This is a genomic window from Paraglaciecola psychrophila 170 (genome assembly GCF_000347635.1).
Lineage (GTDB): Bacteria > Pseudomonadota > Gammaproteobacteria > Enterobacterales > Alteromonadaceae > Paraglaciecola > Paraglaciecola psychrophila.
Genome location: NC_020514.1, coordinates 2,302,424 through 2,322,520, shown reverse-complemented (window position 1 = coordinate 2,322,520; position 20,097 = coordinate 2,302,424). Strand labels below are relative to the sequence as shown.

Below are 20,097 nucleotides of genomic sequence, written 5' to 3'. Positions count from 1 at the left end.
TTAAATTAAATTCACCAGTACAATTTTAGCTAACAAAGTGCCTAGTAACCCGTCTAGGCATGCGTGTCACCAATTCATAACCAATAGTACCCGCCCAACTTGCCACTTCATTAGCTGATAACTCCTTACCCCATAACAAAACGTTATCGCCAATTTGAACATTGGCGAGGTCGGTAACATCCACTGTGATCAAATCCATAGACACCCTACCCGCCAGCGGCGCACGCTGTTTGTTTATTAAAACGGGTGTGCCCGACTTGGCTGTTCGGGGGTAACCATCACCATAACCAACAGCAATCGTGGCAATAACAGAAGGCCGTTTTGCCTCCCATGTGCAACCATAACCCACAGATTCACCAGTTGACACATCTCGCAAAGCTATCACTTGTGACTCAAAGTTCATGGCAGGGATAAGCTTAGAGGCAGCTTCAATAGGCCCCGCAAAAGGACTCAAACCGTACAACATGATCCCTGGTCGATTCCAATCCATTCTGGTCTGATACCAAGCTAACAACGCTGCAGAGTTAGCCATACTTAGTTCTACTTTTTGATTAGCATTAGCAACAATGGGCTGAATACAGTCTTCAAATCGACTTATTTGCATAGCAGTGTGTTCCCCACCTATATGATCAGAATGGGCAAAATGTGTCATTAAAACTATATTTTTTACGTTCTTTGAGGCCGCCAGCTTGGCATATACAGCTCCAACCTCTTGAGGTGAAATTCCTAACCTGTGCATTCCCGTGTCAATTTTCAACCAAATATTTATAGCTGTTTTAAGAGGGGTATCAATTAGTTGTTCTAGTTGTAAACGGCTATGCACAACAAGTTCGCATTGATTGTCAGCCGCAATCTTTAATTCACTTATATCAAAACAGCCCTCAAGCAATAAGATGGGTTTACTTATGCCGTTTTCACGCAGAACTAAAGCTTCTTCAAGACAAGACACAGTAAACATTTCAACTTGTGGCTCTAATGATTTGGCCACCTCAACAGCGCCATGTCCATAGGCGTCCGCTTTTATCACGGCAACGGTTTTAGAATGGGGCGCAATAGATTGGGCTAAGCGACAATTGGCCTGTATAGCGGCTAAATCAATAATAATTTTGGAAGGTCGAGACATACGGGTTATTTATATTCCAAGTATTGTTAGTAAAACTTTTTAATAATTATGTTTATTCGCGGAATATAATGTCTGCGCAAGTTGCCAAATATCGCCCACTCTGCCATTGCCTACTGGTTGTCCATCTAGCTCAACCACAGGTGCAATTTCTTTGCTTGAGCTGGTTAACCAAAGCTCATCCGCAGCGTGGACTTCGGTCATGCTTATCGGTCTTTCTTGTATGTGTAATGTGCCATCTTTACGTAATATATCTAGTACCATATTACGGGTAATACCGGGCAGTAATTGGTTATCTAAAGGTGGTGTCATTATCACATCATTCTTGACAACAAACACATTGCAGGCGCTGGCTTCTGTTAACTCGTCACGCTGGTTATATAAAATGGTTTCATCAACGCCGGCTTCACGACCTTGTTGAAAGTGCATCACATTGCCTAATAATGAAGTCGATTTTATCTGGCAACGTTTCCAACGTAAATCTTCAGTACTGGTGACGCTATATTGTTTGACCTTTAACTTATCGGCGATAGGTGGCGCGGGGATCGTGAAGGCATAAGCAAACACAGTAGGTTGAATATTCTCAGGGAAAGCATGAAAACGTTTCACATCCGCACCTCGGCTAACATGAAGGTATAAACCTAAATTGCCTTTACCATTTTTTTCAATTAAATTTTGAGCAATATTACGCCAATCATCCACTCCCATATTTAATTTTATACCAATAGCATCAAGGCCGTTTTGCATACGCTCGATATGTAAGCCAAAACCCACTAACTTAGCATCGTAGGATGGCACCACTTCATATATGCCATCACCAAACAAAAAACCGCGATCCATAGGCGATATTTTGGCTTCAGACATAGGCATAAACTGCCCATGTAAAAATACAATATTGTTATAATCTGCCATAAAACACCATATTAAAAACTATTACCTAATACGCTAATTATGCCATGAATAAATCGATCCATTTAGCAAAAAAACCATTGTTTTTATATTTCTTAATCTATTGGTCAGTTACAATATGCATATAATTTCGTTACAGATACTCAGCAAAACATGTCGCAAGTTGGAAAATTCAATAACCTAGAAGTCGTCAATGAAGTGCCCTTTGGTTTCTACCTAGACGCAGGCGATAAAGGTCAAATTTTACTACCTACTAAAAATGCGCCCTTGGGCTGTAAATTAGGGGATATGGTGAATGCGTTTATTTATCATGATAGTGATGATCGTCTTATCGCCACCATCAGACGTCCCAAGGTGTTTGTTGATCATTGTGCGTATTTAAAAGTTGTCAGTATCACCAAAGTAGGTGTGTTTTTAGATTGGGGATTAGAAAAAGACTTATTGGTACCATTTAGTGAACAAGATTACCCTATGTCTGAAGGGGTCTCTTATGTAGTTTATGTATTTTGTGATGAAGAAACTGGCCGGCTTGCAGCATCTACCAAACTCAAAGATTTTTTGTATGAAGAGTCGTGTGATGAAGGCGGCACTTTTGAAGAGAAGCAAGAAGTTGAGTTACTGATATGTGGGCAAACAGATATGGGTTACAAGGCTATTATCGATGGTTCACACCTTGGTTTGATATTCAGAGATGAAGTTTTTCAGCCAATTAAAATTGGTCATTCAATGAAAGGCTTTATTAAGCGTATTCGCGAAGATGGCAAAATTGATTTGTGTTTTCAGTTTCATGACCCAACTGCCCGCAACACCTTAGAAGAACAAATAATAGAAGACTTAATTGCACATGATGGTCTATCTACTTTAACCGATAAGAGTTCAGCTGACGAAATATCGCGGCGTTTTAAAGTAAGCAAAAATGTGTATAAAAAAGCGATTGGGTCTTTGTTTAGGCAAAAACGTATTTTATTAGACAAGACTAAAATAACACTCGTTAAAAAGTAAAGGAATAAGAGAAAGAACGGAAACTATGAAAGCAACGGTTAGTTAGCAAGAAAATTTACAATTTACCTGCAAAACAGATACAGAAAAACTTTAGAGTTGGACGGTAATAGTGAAACGATGACCCTATTAGTCAGTTTTGTTATCTGTCGGTGCCTGTTCATCTACTGACTTGGTAGATATCCTTAAGAAAGCAAGTGGATGATTGTGTATGTCAACTTGATGCAAAAAGAGCAGAAGAGGCACCACGGGTTTTTACTGCAATTCATGCTCATTACATTGTGAAAGGCAAAGATTTAACTGAAAAAATGTGGCCAGAGCTGTTCAGTTATCAGTTGAAAAATATTGTTCAGTCATGTTGATGCTGACTGGAAATGTAGCAATCACCACAAGTTTTGAACTAATCTAAACTACGCAATCAATTGCCGCTCAATATTAGCTGACGAAGAAAAGATAAGGCCGACTTACCACAGAAGCAAAGGAGCGCTTATGCTAAGCAGAGGAAAAAAAGATACGTTTTTTAACTTCTGTGTTCGGTACCTAGTGCCTTTTTTCCTCTATAGTTTATAATTTTCTTATCTTGACCTCTAGCTTTTTAGCCGTAAGACGTGAGCTAGGGGTGAGTCTAAAACTGCGCAAAGGCCTGTTCAAAATCAGCGACTATATCGTCAATATCCTCTATGCCAATCGACATTCTGATCATGTTGTCATTTACACCCATCTGTTGTCTTTCTTTGGCACTACTTTCGAAATAGATGGTAGAGGCAACTGGCAAAGCTAAGGTACGGGTATCACCTAAATGTGTGGCGCAGATCACTAATTTTAATGCATTTAAAAATTCGATAGGGTCGATATCTTCAACTAAATCTAAACTCAATACCCCTCCGTAACCGTCAAAATATTCTCTTGCTAAGAAGTGCTGAGGATGATCCGCTAAGCCGGGGTAATAAACAGCTGAAACTTTATCATGATTATGCAGGTAAGAGGCTAAACGCAAAGCATTTTCACATACTTTATCCGTTCGCAAGACGAGGGTTTCTAAGCCAATGGAAATAGCATGGGCTGACTCAGGTGACAACGTCGCCCCCATGTCCCTAAGGCCTCTTTTACGAATTTGAGTAAGCCCCCATTGGGTTTTATCTGGGCCTCTGTATATAGGCAGAATATTTTCAAAACTACTCCAATCGAACAACCCGGTGTCTACGACTACACCGCCTAATACGTTGCCATGCCCAGCAATGTATTTTGTTAAAGAACTAAGGGTCAATGAGGCCAAAACTGAATTAGCACTGAAAATATTAGCCGGTGTCATGGTGTTGTCGACTAAAAAAAGTACTTTTTTAGACTCACAAAATTGACCGATAGCGCGCAAGTCAGCCACTTGGGTAACGGGATTAGCAATGGTTTCTAAGTAAACCGCTTTAGTATTATGTTTAAAAGCCTGTTTCACATTCTGTACATCAGTCACATCAACAAAACTTAGCTCAATGCCTAAAGATTGCATAGTTTCTGCAAAACTACGGGTATTACCAAACAAAAAATGACTAACAATTAAATGATCGCCCGCTTTAAATAAGCTCAACATGGTGGCAGTGATGGCCGCCATCCCAGTTGAGAACGTAATCGCACCTATACCCCCCTCTAAATGAGTCAGTATGTTTTGCAGCGCAGTATTTGAGCCTGAAGATGAGCGAGAATATACATGCCCTGTCTTTTTACCTTGAAAAACATCCACTAAGCCTTGTGCATCTTTATATTCAAATAGTACTGAGTTGTTAGTGGCCTGATGTACGGCACCACTCTCAGGTGAATTCAATAACCTATCTGCATGCACCAATCTGGTAGTAAAACCTTTATTTTTCAATCTCTCTCTCCACAGGGGGGACAACTTTAATGACCATCTTTTCAGGATACTTACCTTGAACTTGTTTAAAGTGCAGATAAATCCTATTCAGTTCGAAGTGCGTATTGTCGCTTATATTATGTAATGGACCAAACTCGATAAGTTTTTTCTTATAATCAAAAGCTACCAACAATACTGGTACGTTGGCTTTGTTGGCAATATGTAGAAAACCGGTTTTCCAAGGCGACACCCTACTTCGAGTCCCTTCTGGAGCAAGACACAACAGCATACTTTTGGCTTCTCGCATTTTATCGGCCATGCCATCAACCACACCATGTTTGCTACTTCGCTCAATAGGAATGCCTCCCAAGCGACGCAAAATACGGTCAAAAGGTGGTATGAAAATACTGTGTTTACCAAAAAAAGAGATTTTTAAACGCAAATTAAATGCCACAGCGATTCCCAGCAAAAAGTCCCAGTTAGAAGTATGCGGCGCAATCGCAAGGATCATCTTTGCGCAGCAAGGGAAAGTGCCGCGGTAAGACCATCCCATCCACTTTAAAACTCTCGTGCCAAGCCATTGACTAAATTTATTACCTATTCTGGGAACTTGTTTACAAAGAATAGGAGTATTTACGCTTTCAATCATTTCATTCTTGGCTTGTGCAATTTAAACTAAGGGGATGTTCGCTTATGTAAGCTATTTTGTCGAGTGTAAACAAAATGTTAACTATCTGCATAATATTACTAAACCCGCTAATGTAGCCCCGCCAGTTAGCCCTACTAATCTTAATTGTCACTGGATCAAAAATATTGAAAATTTTACTATTTGTTTTTTCTATGTTTTGTTCGCTTGCACATAGTCAACAAACAGCCCAAAACTTATTTGGGCAGCATCGTACCGCTCTATATCAAATCAAAATAATAGAGCTTGAGTCTGGTAATAAATCATCTATCGGATCAGGTTTTCAAATAGATAAATCAGGTAATGTGGTCACGAATTACCATGTAGTATCTGAATATGTATATAACCCTGATAAATTCAGGATTGAATATTTGGCTCATGATGGTTCTCAGGGACAACTGCAACTAGTTGATGTAGATGTAGTCAATGATTTAGCTCTAGTAAGAAAAGTTGAGCTATCCGCACAAGAAAGTGCTTTCCCTATTGCTCAGTCACTACCATTACAAGGTAGTGATATATATTCTTTAGGTAACCCCCATGATTTAGGCATGATAGTGGTTCCTGGTACATTTAATGGATTGAAAAAAAGTAGCTTTTACCAACGTATCCATTTCACCGGTTCGATTAACCCAGGAATGAGTGGAGGTCCTGTGGTCAATAAGTTTGGCGAAGTAATGGGTGTTAATGTGGCAACAGCAGGCAATCAAATTGGTTTCCTGATCCCACTAGAAAAAATTCAAGAGCTATTAAAAAACCAAAATGCACAGGTCTTAAAAAGTGAACAGTTTAAACCTCGTATACAACAACAATTATTAGCTAATCAGAATAGACTTTTTTCGTTATTAAATAACCATTCATGGGAAACCAGTGAATTAGGAAAAGCACTGGTTCCATCAAAGATAACTGACTTTATATCATGCTGGGGAGGATCGAATACTAGCGATACAGAAGCCTTATATTTATCGGTAGAAAACCGTTGTCAGTTAGATGAACAAATATATTTGCACCACGGGTTACGCACTGGCGGGTTTGAAGTTGAGTTTGAATGGTTAAATGGTAAGTCCTTGGGCGAACATCGTTTCTATAATTTTTACTCACAAAGCATCACAGGTGCTGGTGCCGGCAATAATGCAACCAAAACTGATGTCACTAATTTTCGTTGCCAGCAAGATAAAGTCACCAATATCAATGGTGTAACTAATAAAACAGTACTCTGTTTAAGAGCTTACAAAGAGTTTGACCAACTCTATGATGTGCTTTTTGTTGCTGCCACACTTGATCATACTCAACAAGGTTTGATTAGCCATTACACACTGTCTGGCGTTAGCAAAGAGTCAGCTTTGGTATTCACTCAGAAATTTATGGACTCAATATCATGGCAATAGTGTTAGAACTACTTTCTCGAAAAAACATTCCACTCAAACATTATAAATTTGAACAAGACTATGTGTGCGTAGGCCGAGATTTTAATAATGACTTACGCTTAGACGACCCATATGTCTGCCCCAGTCATATGTTGGTAGCCATTGATCCTGAGTCTGGCAAGTTAATGGTCAATGATTGTCAGTCAACTAATGGCATAAAGGTGAACAATAAGTTCGTCAGGCAAGCCACACTTAACTCACACGATGTAATAAAAATTGGTCGCACACGCTTAAGGATAATTGATACTAAAGTACCTTTAGCCGAAGCCATACCCTTAAGCGAATTAGAAGAAAACCTTAGTTGGTTAAACCACAGCTTCTTAGCTATTTGTTTATCCTTGGTTTGCTTAAGCTTTTTATTACTTTCAAAATACTTGGGTAGTGTGCAAGAGTTTAGTTTGATTAAAGGACTTTCTTCTGAACTAGGGCAATTAGCGGTTTTTTGTTTATGGCCTTTAAGCTTTGCCGTATTGGCTAGAGTTGTCCAAAAGGAGAGTCATATTATTAGCCAATTCAATCTACTCTGGCTAATCGTACTGCTTGTTAATGGGCTAATTTTATTGCAAAAAATAGCTATATTTAATATTCATCCTGGACGCTGGTTTACATGGTTAGAACTAATCATATTTGCCCTCGTTATTGGAAGCTTCATCTGGTTAAGTCTGTTTACTGCATTTCATCAAAGTAACCATAGGCGCAATATTATTGCATGTTCGATGACCTTCATCATACTGGGTCCTATTTATGCTTTGAGTTTTTTAAATACAGATGAGTTTAGTTCTAGGCCGAGCTATAACCCAATACTATTACCGCCCACCTATAATATAACGTCTGCGTCACAAACAGATAAATTTATTGAGCAGGCCAACAACTTGTTTACCCAAGTTGATAAACTAAAAACGAAATAAACGCTTAGCTTAGGTGCGGTGCAGAGGGTTTTATGTGTATTTTGTTTGTAGCTGTCAATCAGCATAAAGATTACCCGTTAATCATTGCGGCAAATCGTGACGAGTTCTTTAATCGAGGTACATCCGAGTCACACATTTGGCACTCTGACAATAGCATTATTGCTGGCAAAGATTTGCAAGCAGGTGGTACATGGATGGGAGTGAATGAAAAAGGATATATTGCATCCTTGACCAATATTCGCGATCCACAAAAAATATCTGCAGATGCGATAACACGAGGTGAGTTAGTCAGTCATTATTTGCAACAGCCTATATCTGACTACCATAAAACGTTAAGTGCTCACAAAGATAACTACAACGGATATAACTTGCTGTTTGGAAAATGGAATAATTTAGCCGTTTATAATAATCATTTGGATCAGCTACAACAGCTTACAGACGGTTATTATGGATTATCTAATGCAAGCTTAAATAGTCCTTGGCCAAAAATTAATAAAGGCGTGGCTAAATTACAAGAGTATTGCCAGGATGACCACGATATCGACCCGGATATCTTGTTTAAACTATTGTTAGATAAGAGTTTAGCCGCTGACGAAGACCTACCAAAAACGGGTATACCTATTGACTGGGAGCGGCGTTTATCGTCTATTTTTATACTTGGTGATGAATACGGCACTCGCTCATCCACTGTATTAAAAGTGGATAAACAGCAAAATGTTCAGTGGTACGAACGTACTTACAATAACCAAGCAAAGTGCTTATCTACACAAAGCTTCAATTTCAGCATAATTTAACTCGAATTTTTTACTACCAATGGCATAATGTGCGCTCACTACCCAACCAACTTACCATTAAGGAACATCATGTTTGAAGTATTGCCCCAGCTTCCTGCCGACCCGATTTTAGGATTGTCTGCTGCATTTAAAGCTGACACTAACCCTAATAAAATAGATTTAGGTGTTGGCGTTTATAAAGACGAAAATGGTCACACACCTATTCTCGATTCTGTGGCCAAAGCACAAACCATTCTTTTAGGTAAAGAAGACTCTAAAAGCTATATTACTCCGCAAGGTGTTCAAGGTTACATTAATGGCATGCTGCAGCTGATGTTAGGCAAAGACAGCCCAGCCTTATTAGCGGATCGAATTGCAGCAGTGCAAGCTCCTGGTGGATGTGGCGCGTTAAGAATTTTGTCTGAATTGATTAAACGCTGTAACGAAAACATCACTGTCTGGGTCAGCGATCCGACTTGGGCTAACCACATACCGTTAATTGGCAATGCTGGTCTAGCCATAAAAACTTATCCATACTTTGATAAAACCAATGCCAGTATAAATTTTGATGCGATGGTCGATTGTCTTGGTCAGGTCAAAAAAGGCGATGTGGTGTTATTACACGGCTGTTGTCACAACCCCACCGGTGCTGATTTAACCAAAGACCAATGGCAAGTGGTACTAGAACTAGCACAAAAGACTGGTTTTGTTCCTTTTGTAGATACTGCTTATCAGGGGTTTGGTGATGGTTTAGAAGAAGATGCCTACGGTATGCGCTTATTAGTTAACAACTTACCAGAAGTGATTATTGCAGCCTCTTGCTCTAAAAACTTTGGCTTGTACCGAGAAAGAGTGGGCATTGCTGTGATGGTCACAGAAAACAGTGCAACCCGCCAAGCCATACAAAGTCAAATTCAATACATTGCTAGGGGTATTTACTCTATGCCTCCATCATACGGTGGCGCACTAGTAGATATTATTTTAAATGATGAAACATTGCGTCATGAATGGACTGCAGAAGTTGAAGCTATGCGTTGTCGCATGCAAGACCTACGTTCACTGCTGGTATCAAAAATGAGTCAGTACGGTTCCAGTAAAGATTTTGAATTTGTCAAAAAGCAAAAAGGTATGTTTTCATTTTTATGTATCACCCCAGAGCAAGTGCAAGCTGTGCGCGACCAACATAGCGTATATTTTGTTGGCTCTAGCCGTGTCAATATCGCAGGAATTAGCAAATCCAACGTTGATGCATTAGCTAAAGCACTGGTATCAGTTATCTAATAATATTTTGTGTTTTACATAAAAAACCCGGTGATAACCGGGTTTTTTTATTTTATAACTGCTATTAATCTATTGGCTTTGAACTCTCGACTCTACTTTTAAGTTTTTGACCGGGTCTAAATGTAACCACGCGTCGCGCCTTAATTGGAATGTCTTCTCCGGTTTTTGGATTTCTACCAGGACGTTCATTTTTTTCTCTTAAATCAAAATTACCAAAACCAGATAGTTTGACTTGTTCACCTGATTCTAGGGCTTCACGCACTTCTTCAAAAAAAGTTTCGACTAGATCTTTAGCATCACGCTTGTTGATCCCAAGTTTTTCAAATAAGTGTTCAGCCATTTCGGCTTTGGTTAACGCCATACAATCAGTCCCTCAATGATGCTTTAAACTTTTGCGACAACGTGGCTAAAATACCATCAACTGTTGCCTGAATATCACTTTCTTCTAGTGTTTTAGTTTTATCTTGTAAAATAAGTGAAATCGCTAGGCTTTTCTTTCCTGGTGCAATTCCCTTCCCACGATACACGTCGAACAAGTTTAGGCCAACTAATTGATTTGCGCCAAATTTTTCTATGCAACTCAATATATCTCCTACTACTTTATCATCGTCTACTACGATTGCAATGTCACGTCGATTTGCAGGGAATTTTGAAATTTCTTGCGCTTGAGGTAGTTTTTTTAGCCCTAGAGCATTTATTTCCAACTCAAACACGAAACATCTTCCATTTAACCCTAGTGGCTTTTCAAACTGTGGGTGCACGGCTCCAATCGTTCCTATCAATGTATCGCCAACAAAAACATCAGCAGATTGACCGGGATGAAGTGCAATATGACTCGCACTTTCAAAGCGATACCCCACAACACCAGCGCAATTTAGTAGATTTTCGACGTCTGCCTTCGCATCAAAAAAATCAATTGAACGGCTGACGCTATCCCAATTTTCATCCGCGACTAAACCACATACAACACCACTAATAACAAGTTCTTGTTTTACCCCCGTCTTTTCAGTGCCATCAGGAATAAAACGCAGGCCAGACTCAAATAATCTAACCCGCCCTTGTTGACGTTTTTGATTGTACGAAACAGATTGTAATAATCCTGTCCACAAACTAACACGCATAGTCGACATTTCAGAAGAAATGGGATGAGGTAGCTGCAGACCTTCCAAATGAGGGAATAACAGTGATTGAATTTTTGGGTCAACAAATGAATAAGTAATGGCTTCTTGGTAATCACTCTCGACCAAGATACTTTTAAGATGACTTAACTGTATTTTTTGTTCTTGATGTTGCGACATTTTCAAACTTGCAACAGGTGCAATATCCGGTATCTGGTTGTATCCATATACCCTTGCAACTTCTTCGATTAAATCTTCTTCGATACTGATATCAAATCGATAAGGCGGAACACTGACTTGCCACACTTGCTCCTCAAAAGAAACACTGAAGCCTAAACGTTTAAAGATGTCTGTGACTGTATCGGCAACAATTTCAATACCCAACACTTTTGTTAAGCGACTGTGCCTTAACGATACCAAACGATTATTAGGCACAAAGGCTGTATCTACTGCCTCAATCACTGGGCCCGCTTCACCGCCTACTATATCCAGCAATAATTGGGTGGCTCGCTGCATAGCAATCTGTTGTAACTGAGGATCGACACCTCGCTCATAGCGATGGGATGCATCAGTATGTAAGCCATATTGGCGTGCTTTACCCATAATAGCATCGGGAGCAAAAAAGGCACTTTCAAGAAAGATATCTGTACTTTCGCGGGTCATACCAGAATCTAGGCCACCAAATATACCGGCCATAGCCAAAGCTTTGTTAGTATCAGCAATCACTAGGGTATTGTCCTGAAGTGTCACTTCATTGCCATCTAACAAGGTGAGCTTTTCGTCTTGCTTGGCAAAACGAACAATGACATCACCTTCTAGCTTGTTGTTGTCAAACGCATGCATCGGGTGCCCAAGCTCTAACAACACAAAATTAGTAATATCTACCACAGGGTCAATACTTCTGACTCCTGAACGCCTAAGTTTTTCGACCATCCATAAAGGTGTCACTGCATCTAGATTAATATTCCTGATAACACGTCCTAAATAACGAGGACAAGCTTCAGGAGCAAGCAACTGAATGTTACGTCTATCAGTTATGCTTGCAGCAACTATGGGTACCTGCGGTTCGTTGACTGACGTTTTATTAAGCACACCCACTTCACGAGCTAGGCCTTTAATACCTAAACAATCAGCGCGGTTTGGTGTTAAATCCACTTCAATAGTGACATCATCAAGTTTTAAATAATCTCTAATATCTTCGCCAATTGGCGCGTCTAAAGGTAATTCTAAAATGCCATCATGGTCGTCAGATATACCTAGTTCAGAAAAGCTACACAACATACCAATCGATGGTTGTCCACGTAGTTTAGCCTTCTTGATTTTAAAGTTACCGGGTAATACCGCTCCCACTTTCGCTACTGCTACTTTAATGCCTTGCCGACAATTAGGTGCGCCGCAGACTATATCTAACAGTTCGTCATCACCTACATTGATTTTTGTTACTTGTAATTTATCTGCATCAGGATGCTGGCCACACTCCACCACTTCACCCACCACCACACCAGAAAACTCCCCGGCGACAGCTTCAACACTATCAACCTCTAGACCTGCCATACTCAATTGGTCTGATAACGCATCTGTTGATACAGATGGGTTGACCCATTCTCTTAACCACTTTTCACTAAATTTCATATTCTTGACCCGACCTAATTAAATTGCTTAAGGAAACGAAGATCGTTTTCAAAGAAGGCACGTAAATCATTCACTTCGTAGCGCAACATAGTTAAGCGTTCTACGCCCATACCAAAAGCAAAACCAGTGTAAATTTCCGGATCAATATTGACCGCTTTAAGCACATTAGGATGCACCATGCCGCAGCCCAAAACCTCTAACCATTTTCCATTTTTACCCATCACGTCGACTTCTGCCGAAGGTTCTGTGAAAGGGAAATAAGAGGGACGAAAACGTACTTGCAAGTCTTGTTCAAAAAAGTTGTTTAAAAAATCGTGCAAAATACCTTTTAATTCAGCAAAACTTACATTTTTATCGACCATCAAACCTTCAACCTGATGAAACATTGGGGTATGAGTTTGATCATAATCATTTCGATACACTCGCCCGGGCGAGATGATCCTAAGAGGTGGCTCTTCCACTTCCATGGTGCGAATTTGCACACCTGATGTTTGAGTACGCAACATCACATCAGGATTAAAATAAAAGGTATCGTGATCAGCGCGAGCGGGATGATTTGCAGGAATATTTAGAGCATCAAAATTATGAAACCCGTCTTCTACTTCTGGTCCGGTTTTAACGCTAAAACCCAACTCACTAAAGAAACTCTCAATTCGGTTGATAGTGCGAGTGACTGGATGTAGACCACCGCGACTCTGGCCACGACCTGGTAAGGAGACATCTATGGTCTCACCGGCCAACCTCTGATTAAGCTCTTGAGTTTGTAACAACGTCCCCCTAGCATGGATCAGTTGTTGAATTTTCTGTTTGGCCTGATTGATTTTTTGACCCGCAGCTGGGCGTTCTTCATTTGACAGTTTACCTAACCCTTTAAGTAACTCGGTCATGCGTCCTTTTTTGCCCATAAAATCAACGCGCACTGCATCAAGAAAATTGACATCCTGTGCAGTATTGATTTGCTCTTCTGCTTCACTAATTATGGCATCAAGATCCATAGTGTCCCCAAATTTGGATTAAAAATATGGCCTTTATTCAACAACTTGCTTTAAGTTTTAGGCGATTTCAAAATAGCCGATAATTCTACACGAAAGCGATACTTTGAGGCTAGATACAATTGCCACAAAGTCCATATATTTAACGATTATCTGCTTCAAATACTGAAATAATTGTTATTTACCAAAAATATCAGTTATTTATCTGAAGTACATTAGACATCATTGTTATCAACTCCATTTATTTCGCAGTTTATTTATGCTTTTTAGATAAGTATTCAAATACCGCTTAGACTCAAATCTAGAATCTAAAGATAATAAAACCTTCATTATTGTTACACGCACCGTAGGAGAATTTTATTTTCGTAAAGAAGTTGGTGTGAATTGAGTTATCGCGCATGGCGGTTAGACGATTAATTTTGATGACGTAAATGACACAATATCGAAGCTTCTACACTTGATAATGATTGTAAGGGGTAATTCGTAGACGCAAAAACCGAGCGCTAGCTGAAATCTGTCTTCTAACCTGACAAAGAAAAACGGCGAGCATCATGCTCGCCGTTTCCTGAAAGAACTTAAGACTATTTATTAAAAAATCTAGCTAAAAAAGCTAAAAAATTATGCTAATGCACCTTTAGCTGCATTCACTAATGCAACGAATGCATTTTTATCATGTACCGCTATGTCGGCTAAAATCTTACGATCGATTTCAACAGAGGCTTTTTTCAAGCCATTGATGAAACGGCTGTAAGACAGGCCATTTTGACGTGAGGCAGCGTTTATACGAGCAATCCATAACTGACGGAATGTACGTTTTTTGTTGCGACGGTCACGATAAGCATATTGACCTGCTTTTGTTACTGCTTGAACAGCAACGCGATAAACTCGACTACGAGCTCCATAATATCCTTTGGCTTGTTTTAGTACCTTTTTGTGACGGGCACGTGCAACAACACCACGTTTTACTCTTGCCATATTCTAGTCTCCTGTTTTAAACGTAAGGTAACATGCGTTGAATTAACGCAGTGTCGGCCGCATGGACCAGTTTTTTGCCACGTAAGTGACGTTTACGCTTAGAACTCTTCTTGGTCAAAATGTGACGCAAGTGAGACTGTTTACTCTTGAAACGACCTTTAGCAGTTTTTACAAAACGCTTGGCAGCTCCACGGTGTGTTTTCATTTTAGGCATTGCTAAAACTCCGCATTGTTAATAACTTATCGTGTTGCAGACACTCAAAGTTTAAGTTACATATATAGAGCAAGGTGAGTCAGGGTTGCAGTACCCATCCTACTTGTAGACCTTAACTACTTCTTAATTGGGGCAAGTACCATGATCATCTGACGACCCTCTACCCTATGAGGGAAAGATTCGCAGTTGGCAATGTCTTCTAAATCCGCGCGAACGCGTTTAAGTTGTTCAATGCCAATTTCTTGGTGTGCCATTTCACGTCCACGAAAACGTATCGTTACTTTGGCCTTGTCTCCCGCTTCTAAAAAGCGACGCAGGTTGCGCAGTTTTACCTGGTAATCGCCTTCATCAGTGCCAGGGCGAAATTTAATCTCCTTGACCTGAATTTGCTTCTGTTTTTTCTTTTGCTCTTTAAGTGTCTTGCTTTTTTCAAACAAAAACTTACCGTAATCCATTACTTTACATACGGGCGGTTCAGCATTAGGGCTAATTTCGACCAAATCTAAGCTGGCTTGTATCGCGATATCCATGGCTTCGCCGATAGACACTACGCCTAAAGGTTCCCCCTCTTTACCGACTAAACGTACTTCATTTAACGTAATTTCTTCATTGATCCGAGCCTTATTCGAATCTTTAGCCTTCATGTTAGCGCTTTTAATATGTCATTCCTCCGCAAAATTAATCAGATATGTTTGTTGTCAACTTCCGACATGGCTTTGTCAATAAACGCGTCTATCGACATTTTCCCGAGGTCATCACCTTTGCGCGAACGCACGGCAATTTCACCACTTTCCATCTCTTTATCGCCAACAACAAGCAAATATGGGACACGCTTCAACGTGTGCTCGCGGATCTTAAAGCCTATCTTCTCATTTCTCAAGTCCGACTTGACTCTAATTCCACTTTCTTTTAGCTTTTTCACTACTTTATTTGAATAATCAGCTTGTTTATCAGTAATATTCAACACAACCGCCTGAGTCGGCGCTAACCAAAGTGGAAACAGACCAGAATATTCTTCAATCAAAATGCCAATAAAACGCTCCAAAGAACCTAATATTGCTCTGTGGATCATAACAGGCACTTTACGCTCTCCATCCTCAGCCACGTAAGTTGAACCCAAACGTCCTGGCATAGAAAAGTCGAGTTGCACGGTGCCACATTGCCACGCTCGGTCTAAACAATCATGTAAAGTAAATTCAATCTTAGGACCGTAAAACGCGCCTTCACCTGGTAAGTACTGAAAGTCTATATTTTTAGAGGTCAGTGCTTCTGCTAATTCTTTTTCAGCTTTGTCCCATACTTCGTCACTGCCCACACGTTTTTCTGGGCGTGTAGAGAGTTTTACCGATATGCTCTCGAAACCAAATATTTTGTAGATTTCGTAGACAGAATCGATACATCCTCCCACTTCAGCCAATACTTGCTCTTCTGTACAGAAAATGTGTGCATCGTCTTGAGTAAATCCACGCACACGCATCAAGCCATGTAATGCACCCGACGGTTCATTTCTGTGACAGCAGCCAAACTCAGCCATACGAAGTGGTAAGTCACGATAAGATTTTAAACCTTGATTAAAAATCTGTACATGACCCGGACAGTTCATAGGTTTGATCGCATATTCTCGTTTTTCTGAAGTCGTGGTGAACATATTTTCGGCATACTTATCCCAATGACCAGACTTTTCCCAAAGGGTTCTGTCCATCATCAACGGTGCCTTAACTTCTTGATAATCATATTCCCGTAACTTTCCACGAATAAATTTTTCAAGTTCAGTATAAATGCTCCAACCATCATTGTGCCAAAATACCATTCCTGGTGCTTCTTCTTGCCAATGAAATAAATCTAATGCTTTGCCAATTTTACGGTGGTCGCGCTTTTCAGCTTCTTCCAATCTATTCAAATAAGCTTTTAATTGTTTTTTATCTGCCCATGCTGTGCCATAAACTCGTTGCAACATTTTGTTGTCACTATCACCGCGCCAATACGCGCCGGCTACTTTCATTAATTTGAAGTGCTGGCAAAAGCGCATATTAGGCACGTGAGGACCACGGCACATGTCTATGTATTCTTCATGATGGTACAAAGCAGGACTGTCATCTTTATCTATATTTTCGTCGAGGATCTTTATTTTGTAAGACTCACCTCGTGCTTCAAAGACATCATGCGCTTCTTGCCAAGTCACCACTTTTTTAACAACATCGTAATTCGTTTTTGCTAATTCCAACATGCGTTTTTCGATTTTGACTAGATCTTCATCATTCAATGAGTGCTCCATGTCAATATCGTAATAAAAACCGTTATCGATAGTCGGACCAATCGCCATTTTTACATCTGGATAAAGTTGTTTTATAGCGTGACCAATTAAGTGGGCACACGAGTGACGAATAATTTCTAATCCATCGTCATCTTTAGCAGTGATAATTTGTAGTTGAGCATCGTTCTCAATTAGGTCGTGTGCGTCGACACGTACACCATCCACTTTACCTGCTATGGTGGCTTTAGCTAAACTGGGCCCAATATCACTGGCTACATCAAATACAGAGACTGAATTTTCAAATTGGCGTTGGCTGCCATCGGGAAGAGTAATTACGGGCATATCGAAATCCTTATGCAGTGGTGACGCCTACCAAGCGCCACATGCGAATGTTTAGAGTCGGTTTTAATTTAAACCGATAAATAAAAATAAAAAACACCCAAAAAAGGTGCTTTGAAAAAAGATGTTCTGCTACCATCAAAACAACTTTATGTATTATAGCGAGATAAGGTTTACTGATGCAATGCAAAGCAAGAAAAACTGCTGTCTACGTCTTAGTTTTAAGCGCTTTGTTGAACACTACGGTTAGCTGGGCAGTTGATTGGAAACTTGAAAAACAGAAAAATAATGTTAGCATTTATAGCAAAAAATCTGATTTAGGTTACAAAGAAATATTGGTTAAAACCATTGTCGAAGCAAATCCTTATTCCTTAGTTGCCTTGCTAGACGATGTGGCGTTTGCACCACAGTGGATGCACAACTGCATTGAGGTAAAAATACTGGATGAAATTTCACCTACAGAGCGCTTATTAAACAGTTTTTTTGCTGCACCTTGGCCAGTGAAAGACCGAGATATGATTTTTTATTCTAAAACTACATTTATAAACAATACTGTTCAAATCGAAATATCAGATAAAGGTGATTCAATACCAGAGCATTCAACGTATGTGCGCATGCAAAATATGTATGGGCTGTGGGAGGCGAGTCCACTAGGAAATGGAAGAACTGAAATCACTTACACTGGCAGTGGTAACCCAGGTGGTAATCTACCCACTTTTATTGCAAATAAAGAACTGATTACATCCATGTTTAAAACCTTTCAAAATTTGAACAAAGTCATCCTGTTAGATGAATATCAATCACTTAAAATTACTAATTGATATAAAAACCTATATACAAATAACTAAATCAACCATACAAGTTTGATACTTACACCATAATTAGGCAACAGTATGTCAAATTATGGTGTAAACATGTGGCACTTTATTAGTGAACAAATCAGTGAATGTATTCAACAAGATTTTATCTGTGATGACATTCGTGAAGTCAATTCTGGCGATAGCCACAATGCTTATAAAATATCAGATGGCAAACATCGATTTTTTGTCAAAACCAACGAAAAATATCATCTACCTAATTTTGAGGCTGAAGCTGAAGGTCTAAAACACATTAGCAATACTCAGCTATTTAGAGTGCCAAAGGTTTTTTGTACAGGTTTGGTGTCTGGTCATAGCTTTTTAGTCTTAGATCATATCGCTATGACAAAGGGCAACGAACAAAGTTGGTTTCATTTTGGGCAAGTATTAGCAAAGTTACATAAAAATAACACCCAACAAATGTATGGGTGGCAGGAAGATAATTTTATTGGACTTACCCCACAACCCAATCTCTGGCAAAAGAAATGGAACTGTTTTTTTGCGGAACAACGAATTGGATTCATGCTGCAATTGTTAGCTGAAAAAGGCCATGAACTGGCCAACATAGCTAATGTAGTGGAGTCTATCAAAAACTTACTCAAAGGGCACAACCCAAGTCCATCTATGCTCCATGGCGATCTTTGGCAAGGTAATACAGGGTTTCATAAAAATCTGCCAGTGCTGTTTGATCCCGCCTTTTATTATGGTGATCGTGAAACAGATTTAGCCATGAGCGAATTATTCAGTCGATTTCCTGAAAGCTTTTATCAAGGCTATAATCACGTTTGGCCACTTGAGGATGACTATGAATACCGTAAGCCTATTTATCAGCTTTACCATGTATTAAACCATGCGTTACTTTTTGGTGGCCATTATTTAGACAGCGCAAAAGCCACACTTAAAAACATAGATATATAGATTTCATTGGGCAAATGATAGGAGTTGTTGATCTTTCCAGTTCAGTCCACTCTATTCTTTGGTATTGTTCAGATATATTTTTAATATTAAATAGCTGAAGTTTGAGTAAAATGGAAAACAACGTCACCCTAATAACAGGCAGTGCTAAAAGAATTGGCGCCCACACCGCAAAATATCTGCATTCTTTTGGTTCAAACATCGTGGTTCATTGTAACGAGTCAAGGCTCGAAGCAGAACAACTATGCTTAGAACTGAATCAAATCAGAACCAAGTCAGCAATGCTGGTACAAGGGGATTTATCTGACCTATCCATCGTTGAGCGTGTAGGTCAACAAGCCATAGATTCATTTGGTCGTTTAGATGTATTAATAAACAATGCCTCCTCGTTTTACCCGACTCCCGTTGGCACTATCACCACAAAAGATTGGCAAAGTCTGGTTGGCAGTAATATGCAAGGGCCGTTATTTTTATCCCAATATTGTGCGCCTGCATTGGCACAAAATGCTGGAGCCATTATTAATATGGTAGATATACATGCTGCAAGGCCCTTAAAAGATCACACCCTTTACTGCATGGCGAAATCAGCACTAGTCACCATGACGCAGTCCTTAGCTTTAGAATTAGCACCTGAGATACGTGTAAACGGTGTAGCCCCGGGCGCAATATTATGGCCAGAAATGCAAATGAACCAAGATGATAAACAACAAATTCTAAACCAAGTGCCAGCACAACGACTAGGTACCATGCAAGATATTGCCCATGCGATTAAGTTCTTGATTGAAGCCACGTATGTATCAGGACAAATCATTGCAGTTGATGGAGGACGCAGTATTTCTTCATATACAAAAGGTTAACT

At 39.7% G+C, this 20,097-nt stretch carries 19 protein-coding genes and 1 pseudogene; 9 read left to right on the top strand and 11 right to left on the bottom strand.

Translation table 11 applies throughout. From position 1 onward, the window contains the following. Positions 1-25 precede the first annotated feature (25 nt). Positions 26-1,123 carry an alanine racemase gene (gene alr, locus C427_RS10135; protein WP_007636403.1) on the bottom strand — a complete coding sequence of 366 codons (1,098 nt, stop codon included), beginning with the start codon at positions 1,121-1,123 and terminating at the stop codon, positions 26-28. A 39-nt stretch (positions 1,124-1,162) separates the two neighbouring features. Beyond that, entirely contained in the window at positions 1,163-2,032 is an 870-nt protein-coding gene (locus C427_RS10130) for an aminotransferase class IV (protein ID WP_007636405.1), read from the bottom strand. A 150-nt stretch (positions 2,033-2,182) separates the two neighbouring features. Between C427_RS10130 and C427_RS10125 the strand changes: the two genes are divergently transcribed. Continuing rightward, entirely contained in the window at positions 2,183-3,031 is an 849-nt protein-coding gene (locus tag C427_RS10125; protein WP_007636407.1) for a CvfB family protein, read from the top strand. 25 nt (positions 3,032-3,056) lie between these two features. Further along, positions 3,057-3,437, top strand: a pseudogene (locus C427_RS26370) (OsmC family protein). Positions 3,438-3,653: 216 nt separating this feature from the next. On the opposite strand, the gene C427_RS10120 reads toward C427_RS26370, so the two are convergent. After that, complete coding sequence (locus C427_RS10120; RefSeq protein WP_007636411.1) at positions 3,654-4,892, bottom strand: cystathionine gamma-synthase family protein; 1,239 nt, start codon at positions 4,890-4,892, stop codon at positions 3,654-3,656. Next, positions 4,882-5,520, bottom strand: a complete 639-nt coding sequence (locus C427_RS10115; protein ID WP_007636413.1) for a 1-acyl-sn-glycerol-3-phosphate acyltransferase — start codon at positions 5,518-5,520, stop codon at positions 4,882-4,884. The genes C427_RS10120 and C427_RS10115 overlap by 11 nt, the downstream gene beginning before the upstream one ends. A gap of 164 nt (positions 5,521-5,684) precedes the next feature. Here C427_RS10115 and C427_RS10110 point away from each other — a divergent pair, with 164 nt between their 5' ends. The 4 genes from C427_RS10110 to C427_RS10095 all read left to right on the top strand — a co-directional run bounded on the left by C427_RS10110 (position 5,685) and on the right by C427_RS10095 (position 9,942). Beyond that, entirely contained in the window at positions 5,685-6,941 is a 1,257-nt protein-coding gene (locus tag C427_RS10110; RefSeq protein ID WP_007636415.1) for a S1 family peptidase, read from the top strand. Next, a complete protein-coding gene (locus C427_RS10105) occupies positions 6,932-7,888 on the top strand; it encodes an FHA domain-containing protein (RefSeq protein ID WP_007636417.1) in 957 nt (318 codons plus the stop codon). The genes C427_RS10110 and C427_RS10105 overlap by 10 nt, the downstream gene beginning before the upstream one ends. A gap of 32 nt (positions 7,889-7,920) precedes the next feature. After that, positions 7,921-8,682: an NRDE family protein gene (locus C427_RS10100; RefSeq protein ID WP_007636419.1), complete on the top strand. Its 762-nt coding sequence runs from the start codon at positions 7,921-7,923 to the stop codon at positions 8,680-8,682. Positions 8,683-8,751: 69 nt separating this feature from the next. Then, a complete protein-coding gene (locus tag C427_RS10095) occupies positions 8,752-9,942 on the top strand; it encodes an amino acid aminotransferase (RefSeq protein ID WP_007636421.1) in 1,191 nt (396 codons plus the stop codon). 64 nt (positions 9,943-10,006) lie between these two features. On the opposite strand, the gene ihfA is transcribed toward C427_RS10095, so the two are convergent. The 7 genes from ihfA to thrS form a co-directional block, all read right to left on the bottom strand. Continuing rightward, positions 10,007-10,303, bottom strand: a complete 297-nt coding sequence (ihfA, locus tag C427_RS10090) for an integration host factor subunit alpha (RefSeq protein WP_007636422.1) — start codon at positions 10,301-10,303, stop codon at positions 10,007-10,009. A 4-nt stretch (positions 10,304-10,307) separates the two neighbouring features. Continuing rightward, positions 10,308-12,692: a phenylalanine--tRNA ligase subunit beta gene (pheT, locus tag C427_RS10085; RefSeq protein ID WP_007636423.1), complete on the bottom strand. Its 2,385-nt coding sequence runs from the start codon at positions 12,690-12,692 to the stop codon at positions 10,308-10,310. Between the two features lie 14 nt (positions 12,693-12,706). Then, positions 12,707-13,687, bottom strand: coding sequence for a phenylalanine--tRNA ligase subunit alpha (pheS, locus tag C427_RS10080; RefSeq protein WP_007636424.1), 981 nt, complete (start codon positions 13,685-13,687; stop codon positions 12,707-12,709). A 615-nt stretch (positions 13,688-14,302) separates the two neighbouring features. Then, positions 14,303-14,659 (bottom strand): 50S ribosomal protein L20, encoded by a 357-nt coding sequence (rplT, locus tag C427_RS10075; protein ID WP_007636426.1) that lies wholly within the window; start codon positions 14,657-14,659, stop codon positions 14,303-14,305. A gap of 16 nt (positions 14,660-14,675) precedes the next feature. After that, positions 14,676-14,873 (bottom strand): 50S ribosomal protein L35, encoded by a 198-nt coding sequence (rpmI, locus tag C427_RS10070; protein WP_007636428.1) that lies wholly within the window; start codon positions 14,871-14,873, stop codon positions 14,676-14,678. Between the two features lie 116 nt (positions 14,874-14,989). Further along, a complete protein-coding gene (gene infC / locus C427_RS10065; RefSeq protein WP_007636430.1) occupies positions 14,990-15,517 on the bottom strand; it encodes a translation initiation factor IF-3 in 528 nt (175 codons plus the stop codon). A gap of 38 nt (positions 15,518-15,555) precedes the next feature. Beyond that, entirely contained in the window at positions 15,556-17,469 is a 1,914-nt protein-coding gene (thrS, locus tag C427_RS10060; RefSeq protein ID WP_007636432.1) for a threonine--tRNA ligase, read from the bottom strand. 176 nt (positions 17,470-17,645) lie between these two features. On the opposite strand from thrS, the gene C427_RS10055 reads away from it, so the two are divergent. From C427_RS10055 to C427_RS10045, 3 genes are all read left to right on the top strand, one after another. Beyond that, a complete protein-coding gene (locus C427_RS10055; RefSeq protein WP_015430775.1) occupies positions 17,646-18,287 on the top strand; it encodes an START domain-containing protein in 642 nt (213 codons plus the stop codon). 72 nt (positions 18,288-18,359) lie between these two features. Next, positions 18,360-19,241 carry a fructosamine kinase family protein gene (locus tag C427_RS10050; RefSeq protein WP_007636439.1) on the top strand — a complete coding sequence of 294 codons (882 nt, stop codon included), beginning with the start codon at positions 18,360-18,362 and terminating at the stop codon, positions 19,239-19,241. Between the two features lie 110 nt (positions 19,242-19,351). Then, the gene (locus tag C427_RS10045; protein ID WP_007636441.1) at positions 19,352-20,095 is read left to right on the top strand and encodes a pteridine reductase; all 744 of its coding nucleotides are present in this window, start codon (positions 19,352-19,354) and stop codon (positions 20,093-20,095) included. Positions 20,096-20,097: the final 2 nt, after the last annotated feature.